Genomic DNA, 19,037 nt, shown 5'->3' on the forward strand with positions numbered 1-19,037 from the left:
GAATTGTGTTGTTTAATATCATTCAGTATCGCAAGCGAATACGCACCCATGAGCGGGTGCGTATTCGTGCAATAGATTAGTCCCTTGAGTTCAGTGAACCATGGTTGCTATGGTGAGAGCTGCCGCCGGAAGTAGCTGCGCCAGTACCAACGGTTACAGCTGTGCCAGTACCCAGCATTCTTGGTCCGGTTGCGCCTGCAGTGCCTGCTGCACCACCAGTAGCTGCACCAGTATTCTTGCCATCGCTGGATTTGCTGTCGCTGGATTTGCTATCACTGGACTTACTGTCGCTGGATTTGCTGTCAGATTTCTCTACAGAAGATTTGCTGTCAGATTTTTTTTCACTGGCAGTCGAAATCTGTGTTGTTGTAGCCACGCCGAATGCAATCAGCAGAGCTGCTAAAAAATATCGAATCATTTTGGTCTCCGTTCCGTCGATGATATGTTGTTACTAATTGGTATGCTTCCCCAAGCAGAGGGCTAACATATACAAACTCTAGCGACTAATCAATTGCATCCTGTGTGATGCAGGTCACGTTTATTATCCGATTGCGCTCATCATGGTCAGCATAGGAAGGAATATGGCCAGTGCAACAAAACCGACAACTCCAACCAGTAGCAGGATGATCGTAGGTTCAATAATGCTGAATACGCGTTTGATGCGGCGCGGAATCTCTTCATTGTAGTGAGTGGAAATATGGCCCAGTGTTTCATCAAGATTACCTGTGGATTCACCTACTGCAATCATTCTCAGGACCATTGGCGGGAAAATCGCATGCTGGCGAAAGGCGTTGGCAATAGTAGAACCATCGGCTATGTCCTGCTTGATCTGATTCAATGCGGAGGAAACAATAAAGCTGCCGACCAGACCGCGGCAGTAATCAATCGATTCCAGAATAGGGATACCGACTTTGTACATGATGCCCAGATTTCGGGTCATGCGGGACATCGTGATCATGCGGTTGAGTTCACCGAATACAGGTATTTTGAATTTAATCGTTTCCAGGGCAAATGCCACTTTTGGTGAATAGCGTCTGGCATATCTCAGTATCAACCAGACGACGGGAGGGGTGAGCAAAACCCATAACCAGTATTGATCCATAAACATGCCGATATCCATTACCACCTGCGTTGGCATGGGCAGTGGAATATTCAGGCTGGTTAGTAGTTCTGCAAAACGGGGTACCACAAAGGTGAATAGCAGCATAATGAAGCCTAGTGCTGCGGTGATGACCATGGCTGGATAAATGGTGGCCTGCTTAACATCAGAACGAAGGTTGCTCAACCAGATGAAATAATCTCGCAATTCGGTGAATGATTCCACCAGGCTGCCGCTGAATTCGCCGGCCCTGATCAGATTGATCATGACATCGGGAAATGCTTTTGCGTGCGATTGCATGGCATCAGATAAATTGTTGCCCGATTCAATATCAATTTTGATTTCGCTCAAAGCTTGTCTAAGTGCAGGGCTCTGAACTTCTTCAGCCATCGCTTCGATGCATTCAACAAGAGGTATGCCAGCGGCAAGCATCGGTATCATGCCTGTGCAGAATTCCACCAAATGACCTCGTTTGACCTTGCCAGCAGGTTTTTTGGTTGCCTCTTTTTTGCCTTTACGCTCTTTTGCAAACACAAGCAGCAGGTCACTCTCTTTGAGTTTGTTTTCCAGAGCATCTTCGTCAAAGGCACTCATGATACCCTTGATGCTTGCCCCCTGAGGGTTTACTGCTCTATATGTAAACTCAGGCATCGCTGATTACAACGCGAAGGACTTCTTCAATGCTGGTTAACCCTGAAGACATTTTCTCCACACCATCGGTAAACATGCGGCGCATGCCTGATGCATTAACTTCTTCAATGGTCAGTCTCTGATTTTTAACGATAGAGTCGTGGAAAGTGTCGCTCATCTGCATGATTTCATAGATGGCAACGCGGCCTTTGTAGCCTGTGCCGTTGCATTTGGAGCAACCTTTGCCGTTGAAAAAGCGCACATGTTGCTGCTCTTCCGGGGTCAGGCTGAAGCGGTCCAGGATGGTTTGAGGGGGATTCACCTCTTCTTTGCAGTCATTGCAAATTTTGCGCACCAGACGCTGGGCGACCACGCCGATCAGGCAGGCCGGAATCAGATATGAGTCTACGCCCATGTCTATCAGTCGGGGGATGGCACCAGCAGCATCGTTGGTATGCAGGGTGGATAAAACCAGGTGGCCTGTGAGCGCCGAACGTACTGCCAGTGAGGCTGTTTCCTGGTCTCGAATTTCACCCACAAGAATGACATCCGGATCCTGACGCAAAATGGAGCGCAAGCCTTCAGCAAAGTTAAGTCCGACATCGAGATTGACCTGTGTCTGGCGGATCATGGGTAGCATATATTCAATAGGGTCTTCGAGTGTGAATACACTTTTCTCAACAGCGTCGATTTTACTCAGTGCGGTATACAGCGTGGTGGTTTTACCCGAACCGGTAGGGCCGGTTACCAGAATGATGCCGTGCGGTCGCTGAACCAGCGATGAAAACACTTTATAGTCATGCTCTGACATGCCCAGATCTTCAAGCGACATTTTCTTGGGATTACGGTCCAGTACACGAATCACAATATTTTCACCACAGGCAGATGGTAATGTGGACACACGCAGGTCAACCGGACGACCACCGAATTTGAAAGAGGCGCGGCCGTCTTGAGGGATGCGCCGTTCGGTCACATCAAGTCCGGACATGATTTTCACACGTGATGAGAGGGCAGGGAACAGCTGGGTCGGCATCAACACCATTTTATGCAGGATGCCATCCATGCGCATGCGTACTCGTAGGGTTTTCTCTTCCGGTTCTATGTGAATATCGGTGGCGTTATTTTTGACCGCCAGCACAATGATTTGGTCCACCAGTCGTACCATGGGTGACTCTTCCGCATCGCCTTCTGCGGTGATGCCCTGACGCAGAATCAGATCGACTGTTTCCTCAATACTCATGCCTTGAGCGTAATGATGGTCGAGCAGCTCAAGTATCTGATCTTCGGGTGCGCCGACGACATCAACAATCATGCCGGATATTTTACTCACAGTATCAATGGCGATGACGTTGAAGGTATCTGCCATGGCTATGGTCAGGTGGCCATTATCATTGTTCAGCGGTACCAGTCTGAAGCGTTTGGCCATTTCATACGGGATAAGTTTGATCAGCTCGTCATCTATCAGTGTATTCTGGAGATCAATCACATTAACTGCTGATTCTTCTGCCAGTGCTTCGGTGAGGGTATCAGATGTGATGAAGCCGAGATTAATCAGTGTTTCACCCAGATAGCCGCCAAGGCGTTGTTGTTCGCGTAGCCCCAGGCTCAGCTGGGCCTCATTGATGTGACCAGCGCGCAATAGCCGCTCACCCAGGCGGATTTTATGAGATAGGTCAATCAGGGTAAGGGAAACGGCGTCAGCCAGAGCTCTGGAAAGGGACTCGGAGCTAATATAACCAAGTGAAACCAGAGTCTCTCCGATGTATCCACCCATGCGCTCCTGATGGGCCAGTGCCTGATCGAGTTTGTCTTGATCAATCAGGCCGGCTGCAATCAGGTGTTCACCAAGTAGGACTTTCTGTTGTGTGCCGGGAGTAGTCATCTTGTCCGCCTCATCAGGTTTGGTTCAGTGGTGCTGAAGATAGATGCGCCACTTGTATCCATAAAAAAGGCCAGTAGATGGTTGATCTACCGGCCTTTTTGTTGAGTTTACTACAATGTCAATCGTGGGTGTAGATTAACGGGAGCCCAGGTAGACCCACATGGTGACGGCAGCGCCAGCCGTGTTACGAGGGTCTGCAACGCCGGTTCCGCCTGCAGCGCCAGGTACGCGAGCGCGGCCAGCGTTCCACCATGCCGATGCACCGGTGACTTTTTCCATGTCACTATCCAGAATTTCACTGAGTTTGCGGGCCTCATCGACAGTCAAGCCACTGATCTGTGCGTAAGAGATAACAAAGGAGCGGGCTGGTGCTGCAGCTGCACTGTCGTAGTCAGCAGTGCCGTCGCCATCAAGGTCGAATGAAACGCCGCCAGCTGGTGTGGCTGCACCACCCATAGCAGTTGCTGAATCGATAACAAAGAAATCACCACTTGGATTGACCGGATTTTCCAGTTCTTTATCCAGATATGGCCCGTCCCAGCCTCTCAGGCCTGCAGCCGGAGCGGTAATGAGATCTTTTGGAGCGGTTGCTGTTCTTGCTTCAGTAGGGTCAGCATCATGTGATGGGAATGTGCTGGTGTCTTTATAATAATCGACCACAGAGGTGCGAATACTGTTCAGGTTGGTAACCAGCGTGTCGATTTTAGCATCACGGATAGCATCAAAGATTTTTGGTGCAACGATAGCTGCGAGAATAGCGATCACGGCCAAGACGCCGATCATTTCAATCAGGGTGAATCCTTTCTGTTTTCTGGTGCTTCTTAGCATATGTCTATACTCCTCATAGATCGTTTGGATTTGGTTCTATCTTTTGTCGGTGATGCGTAGCGTAAATTGGCATAAAATCTGTTTCCCCACAGATGACCATGCGTAATAAGTCGATATCATGAACAAATATTAATCATATCGCAAGGGACATCATATGGGGAGCAAGAAATCAGAATGTGACCTGCATCACTGATGTTTTGCCGCCTGTATGACCTGATCTTCCATCCTTTATTGCACGTTGATCAGGCAGCATATTAGGGGTTGATTATATAAGTGGAAACGAATATATTTCGTTGCATGAGTGATTTACCGATTATTCCAGAAGATAAAATTAAATCTGCTTCCCAGGGCTTGAGAGCGATTGCACATGAGTTGCGACTCTCTGTGTTATGCCTGCTGCTTGAGCGCCCGATGTGCGTGCATGAGCTGATTGAGGCTACGGGTGCCGCGCAGTCAAATCTGTCTCAGCATCTGTCAAAAATGCGCATGCTTGGCATATTGGAGAGTGAAAAGAGAGGACAGGAAGTGATGTACAGCATTGCCAATCCTGATTTTGCTGAGCTGGTAAATGCACTGAAGCAGATCTATTGCCCTGAAATGGTTTGTGCTGCTCCTACAGCCAAGGAGGGGTGATGGCGTTTTTTTCGCCGAAAACATCAGCAAATTATGCTATAATAAATAAGCTGATGGTGCCACTTACGGTGGCACTTTTTGCGCTACCTGCAACTGCGGCTGAAATTTCATCACTCAAACAGAGTGTTGAGTATGCCTTGCAGCATAATCGTCTGCTGGCTGCTGATGCACAGACACTGGAACAGGCTCAGGCCAGGCAGGATGGGGCGTTTGGACGTTTGATGCCACGTCTGGATGTTTCCACAGGGGTGGCGCGTACGGATGCGCCGGGCAGTTATCTGGGCATGAAGTTGAATCAGAAGAATATGTCAGCTGCCGACTTTAATCCGGCTTTTATCAACAATCCCGGTTATATTAATAATTATCAGACACGAGTGGGGTTGTCGCTGCCTGTTTATCAGGGAGGGGCACTCTGGGCTGGTAAAAGGCTGGCTGGGCATCAGGCTGAGTCGTCCCGGTTCGCGCATGAAGCTGCCAGACAGCAGGTGATCTATCAGGTGATCGAAGCTTATGCCCGCACCAGGCAGACCTTTTCCCAGATCGAAGTGATGGAGCGCGCAGTCAGTGCTGCCAACAAACGCCATCAGGATACACAGGCCATGCAGAAGCGCGGCGTACTCATCGACAGTGACGTGATGGATGCACGTGTGCACCTGCTGCGCACCGACTTGCAGCTGCAGCAGGCTAAAAATGCACATGCCCGGAGCCTTGATGCTCTGCAGCGTGTGATGGGTATCAATGGCGAAGTCAGTATGCATGCCAATGAAGAACCGCGCTTGAAAGCTGTTGAACTTACACTTGCCGGCGCAGTTGAAACTGCCCATCAGACAAGATTGGACCTGAAAGCGATGCAGCAGGGTTATGAGGCTGCTGATGCAGGTGTCGATAAAGCGCAGTCAGGATTTCTTCCGCATGTGAATCTGGTAGCAGCCAGTGAATGGAATTCTTCGACGCTGGCTTTGAAAAATCGAAATACAATGATTGGAGCGACGGTCAGCATGAATCTGTTTGCCGGAGGTTCCGATATGGCTCAGGTACGTGTCGCCCGTGCCGAACTTGTGTCACTTGAATACAAAATCGCCGACCGTAAACAGCAGATAAAGAATGAGGTTTCACATGCATGGCGTATGCTGGAAGAGGCAAAACTTCGCTATCAGAGCGAGACCGAGGCGATGAAACAGAGTGTGGAATCGCTTCGTATTAAATCACTGCGTTTTGAGCAGGGTTTATCCACAACGACAGATCTGCTTGATGCGCAATTGCAGGCGGACTCATCACGTGTTTCGGCCATCCGTGCCCGCTACGATGTAATCATTTCACAGGCCGGGCTGCTTATGGCTGTCGGCTCATTAAACGAGGAGATTATTCAATGAAAACAGGCATCAGGCTTTTTATTTCATTGTTAGTGCTGGCGGGTCTGCAGGCTTGCGGCGGGGAAGAGGGACAGATGCAGCAGAGTGCTGCTCCGGCTGTTCAGGCAGAAACTATGACAGTAAAAGCTGTTGCGGTTGCCGAGAACTATGTCACCAGTGGCACTGTCACGTCCGACCACCGTGTAGCAATCTCATCCCGTTTATCAGGTTATATCCGCGAGCTCGCAGTGCGCGAGGGTGACAAGGTAAAAGCCGGTGATGTGCTGGTGCGTGTCGACCCGGTCAATGCAAGACAGGGACTGGTTCAGGCACAGGCCGACCTTGCCGATGCAAAGGCTGATAAAGATCGCTACGAAGAACTGTTTGCAGCGCATGCAGTAAGCAAACAGCAGCTTGATCGCGTGAGTCTGCGTTACAAAGTGGCCAGATCCCAGGTGGAGCAGGCGCGTAACCAGTTGGGTTATGCAGAAGTTCGCTCACCGGTTGCAGGTGTGGTTGTTGAGAAACGTATGAACAAGGGTGATCTGGCTTCTCCGGGCGCTGCTATCCTGGTTCTGGAAGATCCGGACAGTCTGTTGGTGGAAACCTATGTGTCCGAACAGTTTGTCAGCGGTATCAAGATTGGCGATAAAGTTGAAATTGAAGTGGCAACGCTTAAGCAGAGCTTTGCTGGTGTGGTTCGTCAGGTCGTTGAAGCTGCTGATGCTGTGTCGCATCAGTTTCTGATTAAAATTTCTCTCAATGGTGAATCAGGCGTGCACCCCGGAATGTATGCCATGGTGGGTTTCAAGGTTGGTGAACGTCCGGCACTGGAGATTCCCGCGGCTGCGGTCATTGAACGTTCCGGTCTGCATGGCGTATATATAGTTGATGCAAACGGCATTACCCGTTATCGACAGATTCGTCTGGGTAAACCGCATGCAAACGGTGTGGAAGTGCTGGCAGGCTTGCGTGACGGTGATGTGATTGCCTGGAATGCGACTCCGTCTGCGCAAACACCTGCACTGCAAACCGGCATGAAAGTTTTAGCCAAATAATGAGCGATAAATAATGAGTGATAATACAGAGCTGAATATTGCAGGTCGCCTGGGTAAGGCGGCCATGTTCTCCAATCTGACTCCGATGCTGAGCATTCTGATCTTTCTGATCGGGGCAGTGGCATTGATGATTACGCCGCGTGAAGAAAACCCTCAGATTGATGTGCCTGCAGCCAATGTGTTTGTTCAGATGCGTGGTGCATCACCTCAGGAAGTGCAGAACCTGATTGTTCGCCCTATGGAAATGGTGCTGCGTGAAATGACAGGCGTGGAACACTCTTATGGCATGGCTATGGACTCACTGGCCGTGGTAACCGTGATGTTCAAGGTGGGTGAAGACAAGGAAGCCAGCCTGGTCAAATTGTATGACCGCATTATGCAGAATCTGGACAAGATTCCTGTCGGTGCATCACAGCCGCTGGTTAAACCACTGGATGTGGATGACGTGCCGGCATCGGTGATTACGCTTTCATCAAAAGATATGGATGGTCTATCCCTGAAAAGGCTGGCTGAGCGCGTACGTGATCAGCTTGCACCTCTGGAAGGGGTTTCTGTAGCCAATATTATTGGTGGCCGTGATCACGAGATCGGTATTCAACTCGATCCTATTAAACTGGCTGCTTACCGCATCCCGCTGGATCAGCTGCATCGGGTGCTGGTATCAGCCAACGTTGGCGGGCCGGTTGGCTCTCTGATCGGCAATAACAACGAAACAAAAATATGGCTGGATGGTTATCTGAAAACGGCGGATGAAGTCGGCCAGTTGGTCGTTGGACAGGCAAAAAACAAACCTATTTACCTGAAAGATGTTGCCAGCATCACTGATGGTGCCAGCGATGTGGAGCATTTCCATCGCATCGGTTTTGGTGCTCATCATGTGGATCAGGCTATGCAAGGTGAGCCGGAGTTACCAGCCGTCTCGATTACTCTGGCCAAGAAACGCGGCACCAATGCTGTGGTTGTCACGCAAAGCATAGAAGAAAAGCTGAACGCGCTGAAAGGTGATTTTATCCCCGATAACGTTCAGGTGAATATTACCCGTGACTCGGGTAACCGTGCCAATGCAGCTGTGAATATGCTGATTGAACATCTGGGTATCGCGATCGGTACGGTGATTCTGATTCTGTTGCTGTTTCTGGGCTGGCGTGAAGCCACCATCGTAACACTGAATATTCCGCTGATCCTGTTTGTTGTGCTGGCTATCGGCCTGATGGCGGATCAAACCATTAACCGTATTACACTGTTCGCCCTGATTCTGGCTCTCGGTCTATTGGTGGATGATGCCATTGTGGTGATTGAAAATATCCATCGTCATCTGCACAAGGGTGTAAAATCCATGCAGGACAAGGCGCGTCTGATTGTGATTGCGACCAACGAAACGGGTAAACCCACCATTATTGCCACGATAGCCGTAATTCTGGCATTTGTACCTATGGCGTTTGTGACCGGCATGATGGGCCCGTACATGGGGCCGATTCCCTTTAATGCACCGGTAGCCATGGCTGCATCGCTGGTGATTGCCTATATGTTTACACCTTGGATCGCGCAGCGTTTTCTGCCGGCCAAAATCAGTACATCAGAAGCGAATGATCATGCTGATGATTCACACAAGGACTGGGTCTATCGCACCTATATGCGTTATGCCACGCCCCTGATCGAGTCAGCTGCTGTACGCCGCACATTCTGGCTGGTGACACTGGTCCTGTTTGTTGCCGCCATGATGCAACCGGGCTGGCAGTTCCTGCGTCCTGCCGGTATCAACGGCCCACTTACGCCTGGTACGGTTGAGCTGAAAATGTTGCCGAAAGGGGACAACAACACCTTCAATATCACCATTGATCTGCCGGAAGGTGCATCACTGGAAGAGACTGACCGTGTAGCGCGTGAAGTGGCTGACGTACTGCGAAGTCATCCCATGGTTCTGGACTACGAAACATTTGTAGGGCAGGCCGGTCCGATTGATTTCAACGGTATGCTGCGCGGTGCAGTGCTGCGTAAGGGGCCTAATCTGGCTGATATTCGCGTTAACCTGGTGGATAAACATGATCGCTCCATTCGTTCCGATGCCATAGTGCTGGAATTGCGCGATTTGCTTGCTCCGGTTCTGACGGCTAATCCGCAATCGAATATCAAGCTGGTGGAAGATCCGCCGGGTCCACCTGTGCGTGGCACACTGCTGGCTGAAATTTACGGACCTGATTACGATACCCAGCGTGCGCTTGCCAAAGAGGTGCGTAAGAAGTTCGAGGCAACCTATGACGTGGTCGATGTCGACGATTCGGTAGGTGATGAGCAGATACAGCTGAATGTTCGTGTGGATAAAGAGCGTGCAGCACATCTTGGTGTGGTTACTCAGCAGGTAGAAACTGCGCTGCACGATTTTCTGCAGGGTTATGATTTCGGTGCTGTGCATATGGATGATGAACGCCATCAGGTGAAGTTGCATGTGCGTTTGCCAAAAGCGCTTCGCGCTCATGCTGAAGACCTGCACCGTATCTATGTCTCCGGTTCACAGGGCGCAGTTCCACTCTCAGCATTTGCAACGATTGAACAAACAGTAGCCTCCAAACCGATTTACACGAAAGACGGGCATCAGGTGACTTATGTGATGGCTGAGCCGAAGCAGGGCTCTCAGGTTTATCCATTGCTGGAGATGGACTGGGCCATTGATGAAACAGAAGTGCTGCCGGGAACGGAAGTGAAAACCGGAGGTATGCGTTTTACCAATACGGCCCCGGAAAATACTTTCGGTTATCACATGTTGTGGGACGGCGAGATGCGTCTGACTCTGGACGTGTTCCGTGACCTCGGAGCTGCTTTTATTGTCGCACTTGTGCTGATCTATCTGCTGATGGTGGCATATTATGGTGAATTTATTCTGCCAATGATGGTGATGGCCCCGACTGCATTGACCATGATCGGTATTTTTCCGGGGCACTGGATTACCGGGCAGCCGTTCACCGCCACATCGATGATAGGCATGATCGCACTGGCCGGCATTGTTGTACGAAACTCAACGCTGCTGATCGATTTTATTCTTGATTATCGTAAGCAGGGTTTTGCTGTAAAAGAGTCGGTGCTGGAAGCGGGGGCCGTGCGTGCTCGCCCGATCCTGCTCACTGCCCTTGCTGTTGTTGCCGGCACATCGGTGATGATTACTGATCCGGTATTTGGCGGCCTGGGTGTATCGATGGCATTCGGAACCATTGCAGCAACAATTCTGACCCTGTTTATCACACCATTGATGTATTACCTCTGGATGAAGGGTAAACCGGACTGTACTGAAACCGATTATTCTGAAATGCCTGACACACAAACAAGGAGTTAACATGAGTATTCAACGTGCGATTCGCATTATTGCGGGATCATTTATTCTTTTGAGCCTGTATCTGGCTTCAGTTTACAATGGTGTGGTTTTGAGTGAAGCAAGCTGGCTTTGGTTCACCATATTTATTGGTGTGAATTTACTACAATCAGGGATCACCAAATGGTGCCTGATGGAAACCATCCTAGCCAAGTTGGGTATGAAAAGCTGCTGTGAAGCAAACAAATAAAAGCAATGGGTATTGCTTTTATTTGTGCGATAGTCAAAGGAGATTCAGGCAATGGGCCTTGCGATTATTTGTGTGATAGTGAAAAAAAATTCGCAATGGAGTTGCGTTCCTGAAGCGATAGATAAAAAGAATACGCAATGGTTTTTACTAGTCAGTGTTGTCATTGATTAATGAGTACTTATTGCCCAAGTTGACGGGTACAGGTGGGCTCCTCCCCCCTCCCCATACACGGATATCACCTGTGCCTGTCATCGATTTAAAAACAGTAGAGGACACAATAGATGCAATTTATGCAACAAAATGCAGTTTATATATTTATCATTATCGTCATAGCCTGGGTGTTATGGCAACGCATCATCGGACCGAAGATGTCTGGTGTAAAATCCATCAATGCAGCTTCCTATCAGCAGATGCGCAATCAGCCGCATACACTGGTGGATGTGCGCCAGCAGGGTGAGTGGGAGTCCGGCCATGCTGCCAAGGCCAGCCATATTCCGCTCGGCGAAATCAAACAGCGCATGGATGAAATCGCCAAGGATAAACCCGTCGTGGTGATTTGCGCATCAGGTGGCCGTTCCTCCATGGCTGCAACAGCACTGGCCAATGCCGGTTACAGTGAAGTATATAACTTCTCCGGAGGCATGGGTGCATGGAGTAGCGCCAATCTGCCTGTAAGCAGGGGGCGATAAGACAATACCCTTAATACATAAGTGTATTGTTTGGTGACAATATCACAGAAAAAAAGTTGAAACATATTACTATTCGCTAATATTTAGAGCGTAAGAGGAGAACAACATGGTTAAAAAGTTCGGATTGGTGTTAATGGCACTGCTAGTTATACCGTTTACAGCTTCTGCCTGCGGCATGGGTGAGAAAACCGCAGAAGGTTATGAAAACACTGCTGTGAAACATGCCAATCAGCACTGGAGCCAGGGCGATGCTTCTGCTGTGCCATTCCAGTTTATTGATGTACGTACTGCTGAAGAGTTTGCCGCGGGACACATTGAAGGTGCCAGACTGATCCCGGTTCAGGAACTGGCTGAGCGCTTGAATGAAGTGCCGAAGGATAAACAGGTTTACGTCTATTGCCGATCAGGTAAACGTTCTGCGCAAGCCTCATCCCTTCTGGCCAAAGCAGGGTTTTCCAATATTGAGAATGTATCCGGTGGTATCAATGCCTGGACAGATGCCGGCTTCCCGGTGGTGAAATAATGCTGAAAAGTTTAAATGTAAATCAGCTTTATCCACGCTGGCTGGTGGGGAACGAAAATGACCAGCCGATTCAACTGATTGATGTCCGCTCACCGCAGGAGTATGCCAATGCGCATGTTCCGGGTGCTAAACTGATTTCACTTAACACATTGATGGCAAGGGCCAATGAAGTCCCTAAACAGGGCGATGTGTATGTGATTTGTCAGATGGGCGGACGTTCCGCACAGGCTATCTCATATTTAAGTCAGCAGTTTGGTTTTGATAATCTGATCAATATTGACGGTGGTACTGCTGCATGGATGCAGGGCGGTTATCCCATTGCAGAGGAGGCTGACGCATGAATGCAAATGTAGGAATAGTGGATCGTGCACTGCGCCTGATAGCCGGAGGTTTCATTGTAACCTTAGGTTATATCGGGGGGCTTGAAGCACCGTGGAATGCGGTAGCAATTGCTGCAGGCAGTGCCTTTATGCTGACAGCACTGATCAAGTTCTGTCCGTTATATATGATTTTTGGCATCAATACCTGCACTAAAAACGCAGCTGACTGATTCATCTACAACCCTGGAGGTTGAAGAAGTAACTCCGGATTGTGGTACCGATGCATCGGGACAGGAGTAAGTTCGTACTTATTCGATACGTTATCCGGGAAAATAATAAAACAGGGGCTAATACCCCGGGAAGGAGAGGAACTATGGCACATGTGGTCGTAATAGGAGCGGGAATCGGGGGCATGCCTGCTGCTTATGAAATGAAGGAAGCCCTGAATAAATTACCGGGAAAAGGACACGAAGTTACAGTGGTGTCCAATGTGGATTATTTCCATTTTGTACCCTCTAATCCCTGGGTGGCTGTCGGTTGGCGTACCAAAGAAGATATCAGCTTTCAGGTTGGCCCTTATCTGAATAAAAAAGGCATTAACTTTGTTGCCAGTGGTGTAAAAGAGATTCATGCAAAAGATAACAAGATTACGCTGCATAACGGCCATGACCTTGAATATGATTATCTGCTGATTACAACCGGTCCACGACTGGCATTTGAGCTGGTGGAGGGTCTTGGTCCGGATGGTCATACCCATTCAGTATGTCATGTGGATCATGCGGTAGAAGCGTATCACGCATTTGAAGAGTTCTGTAAGAATCCCGGTCCGATTGTAGTCGGTGCTGTACAGGGCGCATCCTGTTTCGGTCCGGCATACGAATTTGCCATGATCCTCGATACTGAACTGCGCCGTCGCAAGATTCGTGACAAAGTTCCGATGACCTTTGTAACAGCAGAGCCATATATTGGTCACCTGGGACTTGGCGGTGTGGGTGATTCCAAAGGTATGCTGGAATCAGAAATGCGTAATCGTCACATCAAGTGGATGACCAATGCCAAAACCACCAAAATCGAAGATGGTCTGATGCATGTTGAAACGGTCAACAGTAAAGGTGAGACTGAAGACACACATGAAGTACCGTTCAAATACTCCATGATGTTGCCGCCTTTCCGTGGTATTCCAGCTGTGGCTCAGGTTGAAGAGATGTGTAACCCGATGGGTTTCGTCATGATCAATGATTTCCAGCAGAACCCGACCTATAACAAGATCTATTCTGCCGGTGTATGTGTTGCGATTCCGCCGGTAGAAGCAACGCCGGTTCCATGCGGGACACCGAAAACCGGTTATTTGATTGAATCCATGGTGACTGCGGCGATTCATAATATCTGTCACGATATTCAGGGTGAATCGCCAGAAAAATGTGGCACATGGAATGCCATCTGTCTGGCAGATATGGGTGATACCGGTGCAGCATTCGTTGCTCTGCCTCAGATTCCACCACGTAACGTGCAGTGGATGAAGAAGGGCAAGTGGGTACACACGGCCAAGGTGATGTTCGAGAAATACTTTATGCGTAAGATGAAAACCGGTGTATCCGAGCCGTTCTACGAGAAAGCATTCCTGAAAACACTTGGCATCAAACGTCTGGACGGCGAGTAAGATGGCAAGGCTAACAGCCACATTCAAGAGTGGGGCGGCGTTTAATATTGAATGTCGTGGTCACTCTGTTCTGACTGATCAGCCGACAAGCAATGGTGGCGAAGATTCCGGCATGACACCGCCGGAATTTTTTGCCGGCTCGCTGGCCGGATGCATCGGTTTCTATGTCGCACGCTATTGCCAGCAGGCAGGCATAGATACTGAGGGTTTGAAAGTCGATTGTGACTGGTCTGTGCATGAAGATTCACCCCGCCGTATCGGTGAATTTACCATAGATGTGGTTTTGCCCGGTCTGCCTGAAAAACGCAGGAAAGCAGTGGAGAGAGTAGCATCATCATGTCTGATACATGCGACCCTGCATCACACACCTGACATAAATATTAATCTGACGACAAACTGATTACGGAATTCCTGAGTGTATGGCGATTGCACAATCGTCGTATGCTCAGGCATGTTCCGTTTTCATGACAGACACACTGTTTAGGAGGATACCCTGATGAGTATTGAATCACTTGAATTGGCGATAGAAGAAGCGCAGACACAACTGGATGGGCGCGAGAGTAAGAGGTTGATGGGCTGGGCAGTCATTTCAGGCCTGCTGTTTCTGGTACCTGTGGTACTGTTTTTCCAGCTTTCTACAGACACTGTTGTAGGCAATAGCTATGCCGGGGTCGTCATCGTATGGCTAATGATTTCATTGGGTGTTGGTAATGCTATCGCCGCAGCCATGTTTTCAGGCAGAACTGTAGAGTTGGTGCTGGCACTGGCAACAGCATCAACCGTGCTGGATATGGAAAAGGCGCGTCTTGCTGATATGCGTGAATCACAAGCTGAATAGATGCTTGAATACGTATTTTTTGACCCGCGCCCGCGCGACCTGTTTATATCACAGGTGCATGAACTGGGTGTTGAGATCAGCCTGAAACAGAAGGGGGAAGAGCTGCTGGTTCTGCTTCCAGATGATCTGACTGATGATATCAATAATCAGGTTGAAAACTTCTTTATGGCCACGCTGGATATGTCCGAAGAACTGATGGCCGAGGCTGAAGGTGTCGAGAGTTTTAATGTCACCGGGGTGGAAGTGAAACTGAAAAATGGTGAGTCTGTGATGGCCTCTGTGGATGCAATGATTCTCGGTAAAGTGCTTTCAGTCCTGGATTTTGATGAGTTGGCTCAGTTTGTCGATGCAATTACTCAGGCTGTAGAAGAGCCGGATTACCGTCCTATCTGTAAACGCGATTAAGCAGTTGTTCAGAGTCAGGTATGAGCAGTCGATTTAATCCACAAATCACCTATTACAATCCGCAAAAAAAAGCTGAATCGCTGTTTTCCATTTTTCTTGTCGGCCTGTTTTTTCCGCGCCGTATGTTTACTGGTTTGCCTCAGGCTGAAGGGTTCAAAGACAGTGCTGTACTGCTGGCCTGTTATTTGGCTGTGCCATCGATATTGATGACCACGACCTTTGGTGCTGTGGCATCAAGTCTGGCTCCGAACTTCTTTGTCGGTGTTCTCATTTTTATCTCCATCTTGCCAATCTCACTGGCCATAGGTGTTTCCAGTTCATGGTTGTGGGCAAAATACCTGAGTTGGACGTTGAGTCGTTTAAGTGGACGGGTAATATCAACGGAATCGGTATTTCAGGTTTGTGCCTATAGTGGACCACCATTTGTCATTGCCTGGGGTCCATATCTGGGGCCGGTGATGGCGTTGTGGAATTTACTGCTGAACTGGAAAGGTTTGAAACACCATTGTGGTGTCGGCTACGGTCTGTCTTTTCTCGCGATGTTCAGCGGCATTACACTGTTGGCTCTAATTATGCTGGTCATATTTAGCGTATTGTTTTTGCTTCTGCCGCAAAATGTGAATATGCTGCTTGAGTCAGTTGAATTCATCATGAGCCAGCGAGGTTGGATATGAATATACAGGTAGGACATTGAACCCACTTTTCCAATCTCTGTTGATTTATATGGCGATGCTGCTTGTGTTTGCCTCTATGGTTCATAGCAAAGGTCGTCAATTCAATAATATCCAACCCTTTGAACTGCTGTTTCTGTTTATGCCGTGGCTGACAGTAGTCGGTATGGCTTATATCTTTTTTGGTTCCATTGATGCCTTATACGAGCGTACAGGAATCTGGGTCTTCTTCTGGATTATGCAGGTGATCGGTGCAGGTCTGGTGGGCAGTTTTGTGTTGATGCCGCGCTATCTGGTTAAAGCCGATACGCTGGCAGCCAAGCTATTGGTCAACCTGATTGCCAGCATGGGAATATCTGCCGTGTTTGCCATGAGTCGTGTGTTTCTTTTCGCACTCTCCGGCGATGCCTATTTTGAAGCCTGGCCTGTAGAGTAGAAGATTCAGTCTGGAGAAAGCAGGGCCATGGGGTTGGCGAAGGCGGCCATAAGGAAAAACATTTTCAGGCAGAGTAGTCCAAGCAGAAATGCGGATGCTGCCGACAAAGTGCCGCCGGGAACATCCACATGACTGAAAATAATTCTAGGTAAAAGCGATAAACCTGCCAAAAAACCACCGATGCCGGCGATCATGGCTACGGCCACAGGATGAAACTCCATCTCCATAATCCCATGATGAATACTGCCGAAGGTGAGGATGACATAGGCCATAACCATCAGAAATGGCAGTGTGATGACAATCGGTTCCCAGAATCGCCAGTCAATGTGCCGTTGTCTGCCTACGATCAGTGTCAGGCCGCTGATGAGAGACGCAGGAATCGCATAAGAGACAATGGTGAGTGAAGTGGGTGAGATCAAGACCTGCCTCCTGTCGTGTTGTAGCCGAATATATCAATCAAATCCGTGTAGTGGAAGTTGAACCATCGCTGCCGGCTGGCAATCATTGACAGTGTGATAGTCTCTTGTAGCATTTTATTACTGATTTTATAAAAAGGAGTTTGGATGTGAGAAAACCTTCATTGATTAACACTGCATTATGGGCAGTTGTTGTCACAGCGACAGCTGCTTGTTCGGACAGTTCACAGGATGCAGCACCTCAGGCTGTTGCAGACGCAAACACTGCATCGATGGCGGCACCTGCTGCACCAGTTTTGCCGACGGATATACCTGAAGGTATGGGGGCTTTACCTTCCGAAGTACCGGTTCCTGCTGATAATCCCCAGACTGCGGAAAAAGTGGAGCTGGGTAAAAAACTCTATTTTGAACCGGCTCTTTCCAAAAGCGGTAACTTTTCATGCAACTCCTGCCATAACCTTGGTACTGCAGGTGTAGACAATCAGCAGTTTTCCATCGGTCATCAATGGCAGCGTGGTGGCCGTAATGCGCCAACTGTATTCAATTCTGCATTCTGGAGTGCACAGTTCTGGGATGGTCGTGCCCCACAGCTGGAAGATCAGGCCAAAGGTCCGCCACTGAATCCTGTTGAGATGGCCAGTATGAGTGCTGAAACAGTTGTCAGTCGTCTTACCGAAGCCGGTTACGGGCCTCTGTTTGAAACAGTATTCGGTAAAGATTCCCTGAACTACGACAATATGGCCAAAGCCATTGCCGCATTCGAGCGCACATTGATTACACCGGATGCTCCGTTTGATCTTTATGTGCAGGGCAGGGGTGAAATCAGCGAAGCTGCAAAACGCGGTATGAAGAAAGTAGCTGATATCGGTTGTACCTCATGTCATTCAGGTCCGTTATTTACCAATAACACTTTCCAGAACTTTGCCTATGGTACGGATGACGGCGTGAAATCGGTCAGTGGCAAGGATGAAGATGATCATCTGTTCCGTGTGCAGTCATGGCGCAATGTGGCAATGACGGCTCCATATTTTCATGATGGTTCGGTCAAAACATTGGATGAAGCTGTACGTATCATGGCTAAAGCTCAGTTGGGCAGTGATCTCTCCGATGCAGATACGGCGGATATCGTGGAATTTCTGAAAACACTGACCGGTAAGGCTCCGGAAGTAAGTTTCCCTGTATTGCCGCGTCCGGCAGGTCATGCACTGAACTGGGCTGATTAACTGCAGCCATTAATCATGCAAAGGGCTCCCGACTCGGGGGCCCTTTTTGCTTTGTAACTGAAAACCATGCTTTTACCGCAGTGAGTTCATTGGATTCAACTGCTGATAAAGTCTTCTCCTCGGTATTGCAGGGCTTCGGCGATATGAGCGGCGGAGACAACGTGCATTGCTTCAAGATCAGCGATGGTTCGTGCGACTTTTAGAATACGATGATAACTTCGTGCCGAGAGTGAAAAACTGTCCATGGCCCGGTCAAGTAGTCTGGCTCCTTCTTCATCGGGCCTGGCATAGGTCTCGATTTCCCGGGTATTCATGCGGGCATTGATTTTGCCATACCCAAGTCTCTGATATTGAACGGCTCTGGCCCGCTGTACGCGATCAGCTATGGATGCTGATGATTCACCCGGCCGCATACTGGAAAGTTCTTCACGGTCCACTGGAGGGACGTGAATACGTAAATCAAACCTGTCCAGCAACGGGCCTGAGATACGTCCGACATAACGCCTGATCTGGGATGGGGAACAGCGACAGGCTTTGCCTGGATGGCCCAGATAACCACAAGGGCAGGGGTTCATCGCTGCAACGAGTTGAAAACGGGCAGGATAGGAGATCGTATCGGCTGCACGGGCAATGCAGACTCGGCCATCTTCAAGCGGCTGCCTTAATGTTTCCAGTACTACACGTTTATGTTCGTACTGGGATATTCCAATAAGGGTGGAATCTTCCAATAATACCCTAAGGGCATTCCAATATTGCCGTATGAGCAGCTATTAAACATAGCAAACCTCCTGACAACAAATGTAGGGTAGCATCATATAGC

Annotated in this window: 22 protein-coding genes; 16 read left to right on the forward strand and 6 right to left on the reverse strand. The window is 49.1% G+C overall.

What is annotated here, in order from left to right:
* Positions 1-76 precede the first annotated feature (76 nt).
* From MMIC_RS08480 to MMIC_RS08495, 4 genes are all read right to left on the reverse strand, one after another.
* Positions 77-418, reverse strand: a complete 342-nt coding sequence (locus MMIC_RS08480; protein ID WP_072660035.1) for a hypothetical protein — start codon at positions 416-418, stop codon at positions 77-79.
* A gap of 123 nt (positions 419-541) precedes the next feature.
* Positions 542-1,750 carry a type II secretion system F family protein gene (locus tag MMIC_RS08485; protein ID WP_072660036.1) on the reverse strand — a complete coding sequence of 403 codons (1,209 nt, stop codon included), beginning with the start codon at positions 1,748-1,750 and terminating at the stop codon, positions 542-544.
* The gene (locus MMIC_RS08490) at positions 1,743-3,611 is read right to left on the reverse strand and encodes a GspE/PulE family protein (protein ID WP_083530534.1); all 1,869 of its coding nucleotides are present in this window, start codon (positions 3,609-3,611) and stop codon (positions 1,743-1,745) included. The genes MMIC_RS08485 and MMIC_RS08490 overlap by 8 nt, the downstream gene beginning before the upstream one ends.
* A 135-nt stretch (positions 3,612-3,746) precedes the next feature.
* Entirely contained in the window at positions 3,747-4,439 is a 693-nt protein-coding gene (locus MMIC_RS08495; protein ID WP_072660037.1) for a type II secretion system protein, read from the reverse strand.
* Positions 4,440-4,736: 297 nt separating this feature from the next.
* On the opposite strand from MMIC_RS08495, the gene MMIC_RS08500 reads away from it, so the two are divergent.
* From MMIC_RS08500 to MMIC_RS08570, 15 genes are all read left to right on the forward strand, one after another.
* On the forward strand, positions 4,737-5,072 hold the full coding sequence (locus MMIC_RS08500; RefSeq protein WP_072660038.1) for an ArsR/SmtB family transcription factor: 336 nt from the start codon (positions 4,737-4,739) through the stop codon (positions 5,070-5,072).
* Positions 5,072-6,445 carry a TolC family protein gene (locus tag MMIC_RS08505; protein WP_072660039.1) on the forward strand — a complete coding sequence of 458 codons (1,374 nt, stop codon included), beginning with the start codon at positions 5,072-5,074 and terminating at the stop codon, positions 6,443-6,445. Before MMIC_RS08500 ends, MMIC_RS08505 begins: the two co-directional genes overlap by 1 nt.
* The gene (locus MMIC_RS08510; protein WP_072660040.1) at positions 6,442-7,482 is read left to right on the forward strand and encodes an efflux RND transporter periplasmic adaptor subunit; all 1,041 of its coding nucleotides are present in this window, start codon (positions 6,442-6,444) and stop codon (positions 7,480-7,482) included. Before MMIC_RS08505 ends, MMIC_RS08510 begins: the two co-directional genes overlap by 4 nt.
* Before the next feature lie 13 nt (positions 7,483-7,495).
* Positions 7,496-10,810 (forward strand): efflux RND transporter permease subunit, encoded by a 3,315-nt coding sequence (locus tag MMIC_RS08515; RefSeq protein WP_072660041.1) that lies wholly within the window; start codon positions 7,496-7,498, stop codon positions 10,808-10,810.
* Between the two features lies 1 nt (position 10,811).
* The gene (locus tag MMIC_RS08520) at positions 10,812-11,036 is read left to right on the forward strand and encodes a YgaP family membrane protein (RefSeq protein ID WP_072660042.1); all 225 of its coding nucleotides are present in this window, start codon (positions 10,812-10,814) and stop codon (positions 11,034-11,036) included.
* A gap of 290 nt (positions 11,037-11,326) precedes the next feature.
* Positions 11,327-11,725, forward strand: coding sequence for a rhodanese-like domain-containing protein (locus MMIC_RS08525; protein ID WP_227819434.1), 399 nt, complete (start codon positions 11,327-11,329; stop codon positions 11,723-11,725).
* Between the two features lie 106 nt (positions 11,726-11,831).
* Positions 11,832-12,248, forward strand: coding sequence for a rhodanese-like domain-containing protein (locus MMIC_RS08530; RefSeq protein ID WP_072660044.1), 417 nt, complete (start codon positions 11,832-11,834; stop codon positions 12,246-12,248).
* Positions 12,248-12,589 carry a rhodanese-like domain-containing protein gene (locus MMIC_RS08535; protein WP_072660045.1) on the forward strand — a complete coding sequence of 114 codons (342 nt, stop codon included), beginning with the start codon at positions 12,248-12,250 and terminating at the stop codon, positions 12,587-12,589. Before MMIC_RS08530 ends, MMIC_RS08535 begins: the two co-directional genes overlap by 1 nt.
* Positions 12,586-12,798 carry a YgaP family membrane protein gene (locus tag MMIC_RS08540; protein WP_072660046.1) on the forward strand — a complete coding sequence of 71 codons (213 nt, stop codon included), beginning with the start codon at positions 12,586-12,588 and terminating at the stop codon, positions 12,796-12,798. Before MMIC_RS08535 ends, MMIC_RS08540 begins: the two co-directional genes overlap by 4 nt.
* Before the next feature lie 143 nt (positions 12,799-12,941).
* Positions 12,942-14,228, forward strand: coding sequence for an NAD(P)/FAD-dependent oxidoreductase (locus MMIC_RS08545; protein WP_072660047.1), 1,287 nt, complete (start codon positions 12,942-12,944; stop codon positions 14,226-14,228).
* Between the two features lies 1 nt (position 14,229).
* Positions 14,230-14,628 (forward strand): OsmC family protein, encoded by a 399-nt coding sequence (locus tag MMIC_RS08550; protein ID WP_072660048.1) that lies wholly within the window; start codon positions 14,230-14,232, stop codon positions 14,626-14,628.
* Positions 14,629-14,724: 96 nt separating this feature from the next.
* Positions 14,725-15,066: a hypothetical protein gene (locus MMIC_RS08555; RefSeq protein WP_072660049.1), complete on the forward strand. Its 342-nt coding sequence runs from the start codon at positions 14,725-14,727 to the stop codon at positions 15,064-15,066.
* Positions 15,067-15,471, forward strand: coding sequence for a hypothetical protein (locus tag MMIC_RS08560; protein WP_072660050.1), 405 nt, complete (start codon positions 15,067-15,069; stop codon positions 15,469-15,471).
* Positions 15,472-15,491: 20 nt separating this feature from the next.
* On the forward strand, positions 15,492-16,145 hold the full coding sequence (locus MMIC_RS08565) for a hypothetical protein (RefSeq protein ID WP_072660051.1): 654 nt from the start codon (positions 15,492-15,494) through the stop codon (positions 16,143-16,145).
* A 16-nt stretch (positions 16,146-16,161) separates the two neighbouring features.
* Positions 16,162-16,578, forward strand: coding sequence for a hypothetical protein (locus tag MMIC_RS08570; RefSeq protein WP_072660052.1), 417 nt, complete (start codon positions 16,162-16,164; stop codon positions 16,576-16,578).
* A gap of 5 nt (positions 16,579-16,583) precedes the next feature.
* Here the strand turns inward: MMIC_RS08570 and MMIC_RS08575 are convergent, their stop codons facing one another.
* Complete coding sequence (locus tag MMIC_RS08575; RefSeq protein WP_072660053.1) at positions 16,584-16,997, reverse strand: hypothetical protein; 414 nt, start codon at positions 16,995-16,997, stop codon at positions 16,584-16,586.
* Between the two features lie 146 nt (positions 16,998-17,143).
* On the opposite strand from MMIC_RS08575, the gene MMIC_RS08580 reads away from it, so the two are divergent.
* The gene (locus tag MMIC_RS08580; RefSeq protein WP_227819435.1) at positions 17,144-18,217 is read left to right on the forward strand and encodes a cytochrome c peroxidase; all 1,074 of its coding nucleotides are present in this window, start codon (positions 17,144-17,146) and stop codon (positions 18,215-18,217) included.
* Between the two features lie 95 nt (positions 18,218-18,312).
* On the opposite strand, the gene MMIC_RS08585 is transcribed toward MMIC_RS08580, so the two are convergent.
* The gene (locus MMIC_RS08585) at positions 18,313-18,945 is read right to left on the reverse strand and encodes an ATP-binding protein (RefSeq protein ID WP_227819436.1); all 633 of its coding nucleotides are present in this window, start codon (positions 18,943-18,945) and stop codon (positions 18,313-18,315) included.
* Positions 18,946-19,037 lie beyond the last annotated feature (92 nt).

Origin of the sequence: Mariprofundus micogutta (assembly GCF_001895085.1) — a bacterium.
In the GTDB taxonomy this organism is placed as follows: domain Bacteria; phylum Pseudomonadota; class Zetaproteobacteria; order Mariprofundales; family Mariprofundaceae; genus Mariprofundus; species Mariprofundus micogutta.

Excerpts from the sequence above, each read along its gene's own strand:
- MMIC_RS08510 (WP_072660040.1), top strand. The coding sequence starts at position 6,442 with ATGAAAACAGGCATCAGGCTTTTTATTTCATTGTTAGTGCTGGCGGGT.
- MMIC_RS08500 (WP_072660038.1), top strand. The coding sequence starts at position 4,737 with ATGAGTGATTTACCGATTATTCCAGAAGATAAAATTAAATCTGCTTCC.
- MMIC_RS08560 (WP_072660050.1), top strand. The coding sequence starts at position 15,067 with ATGCTTGAATACGTATTTTTTGACCCGCGCCCGCGCGACCTGTTTATA.
- MMIC_RS08555 (WP_072660049.1), top strand. The coding sequence starts at position 14,725 with ATGAGTATTGAATCACTTGAATTGGCGATAGAAGAAGCGCAGACACAA.
- MMIC_RS08485 (WP_072660036.1), bottom strand. The coding sequence starts at position 1,750 with ATGCCTGAGTTTACATATAGAGCAGTAAACCCTCAGGGGGCAAGCATC.
- MMIC_RS08480 (WP_072660035.1), bottom strand. The coding sequence starts at position 418 with ATGATTCGATATTTTTTAGCAGCTCTGCTGATTGCATTCGGCGTGGCT.
- MMIC_RS08545 (WP_072660047.1), top strand. The coding sequence starts at position 12,942 with ATGGCACATGTGGTCGTAATAGGAGCGGGAATCGGGGGCATGCCTGCT.
- MMIC_RS08565 (WP_072660051.1), top strand. The coding sequence starts at position 15,492 with ATGAGCAGTCGATTTAATCCACAAATCACCTATTACAATCCGCAAAAA.
- MMIC_RS08525 (WP_227819434.1), top strand. The coding sequence starts at position 11,327 with ATGCAACAAAATGCAGTTTATATATTTATCATTATCGTCATAGCCTGG.
- MMIC_RS08520 (WP_072660042.1), top strand. The coding sequence starts at position 10,812 with ATGAGTATTCAACGTGCGATTCGCATTATTGCGGGATCATTTATTCTT.
- MMIC_RS08490 (WP_083530534.1), bottom strand. The coding sequence starts at position 3,611 with ATGACTACTCCCGGCACACAACAGAAAGTCCTACTTGGTGAACACCTG.
- MMIC_RS08530 (WP_072660044.1), top strand. The coding sequence starts at position 11,832 with ATGGTTAAAAAGTTCGGATTGGTGTTAATGGCACTGCTAGTTATACCG.
- MMIC_RS08495 (WP_072660037.1), bottom strand. The coding sequence starts at position 4,439 with ATGCTAAGAAGCACCAGAAAACAGAAAGGATTCACCCTGATTGAAATG.
- MMIC_RS08535 (WP_072660045.1), top strand. The coding sequence starts at position 12,248 with ATGCTGAAAAGTTTAAATGTAAATCAGCTTTATCCACGCTGGCTGGTG.
- MMIC_RS08540 (WP_072660046.1), top strand. The coding sequence starts at position 12,586 with ATGAATGCAAATGTAGGAATAGTGGATCGTGCACTGCGCCTGATAGCC.
- MMIC_RS08505 (WP_072660039.1), top strand. The coding sequence starts at position 5,072 with ATGGCGTTTTTTTCGCCGAAAACATCAGCAAATTATGCTATAATAAAT.
- MMIC_RS08515 (WP_072660041.1), top strand. The coding sequence starts at position 7,496 with ATGAGTGATAATACAGAGCTGAATATTGCAGGTCGCCTGGGTAAGGCG.
- MMIC_RS08550 (WP_072660048.1), top strand. The coding sequence starts at position 14,230 with ATGGCAAGGCTAACAGCCACATTCAAGAGTGGGGCGGCGTTTAATATT.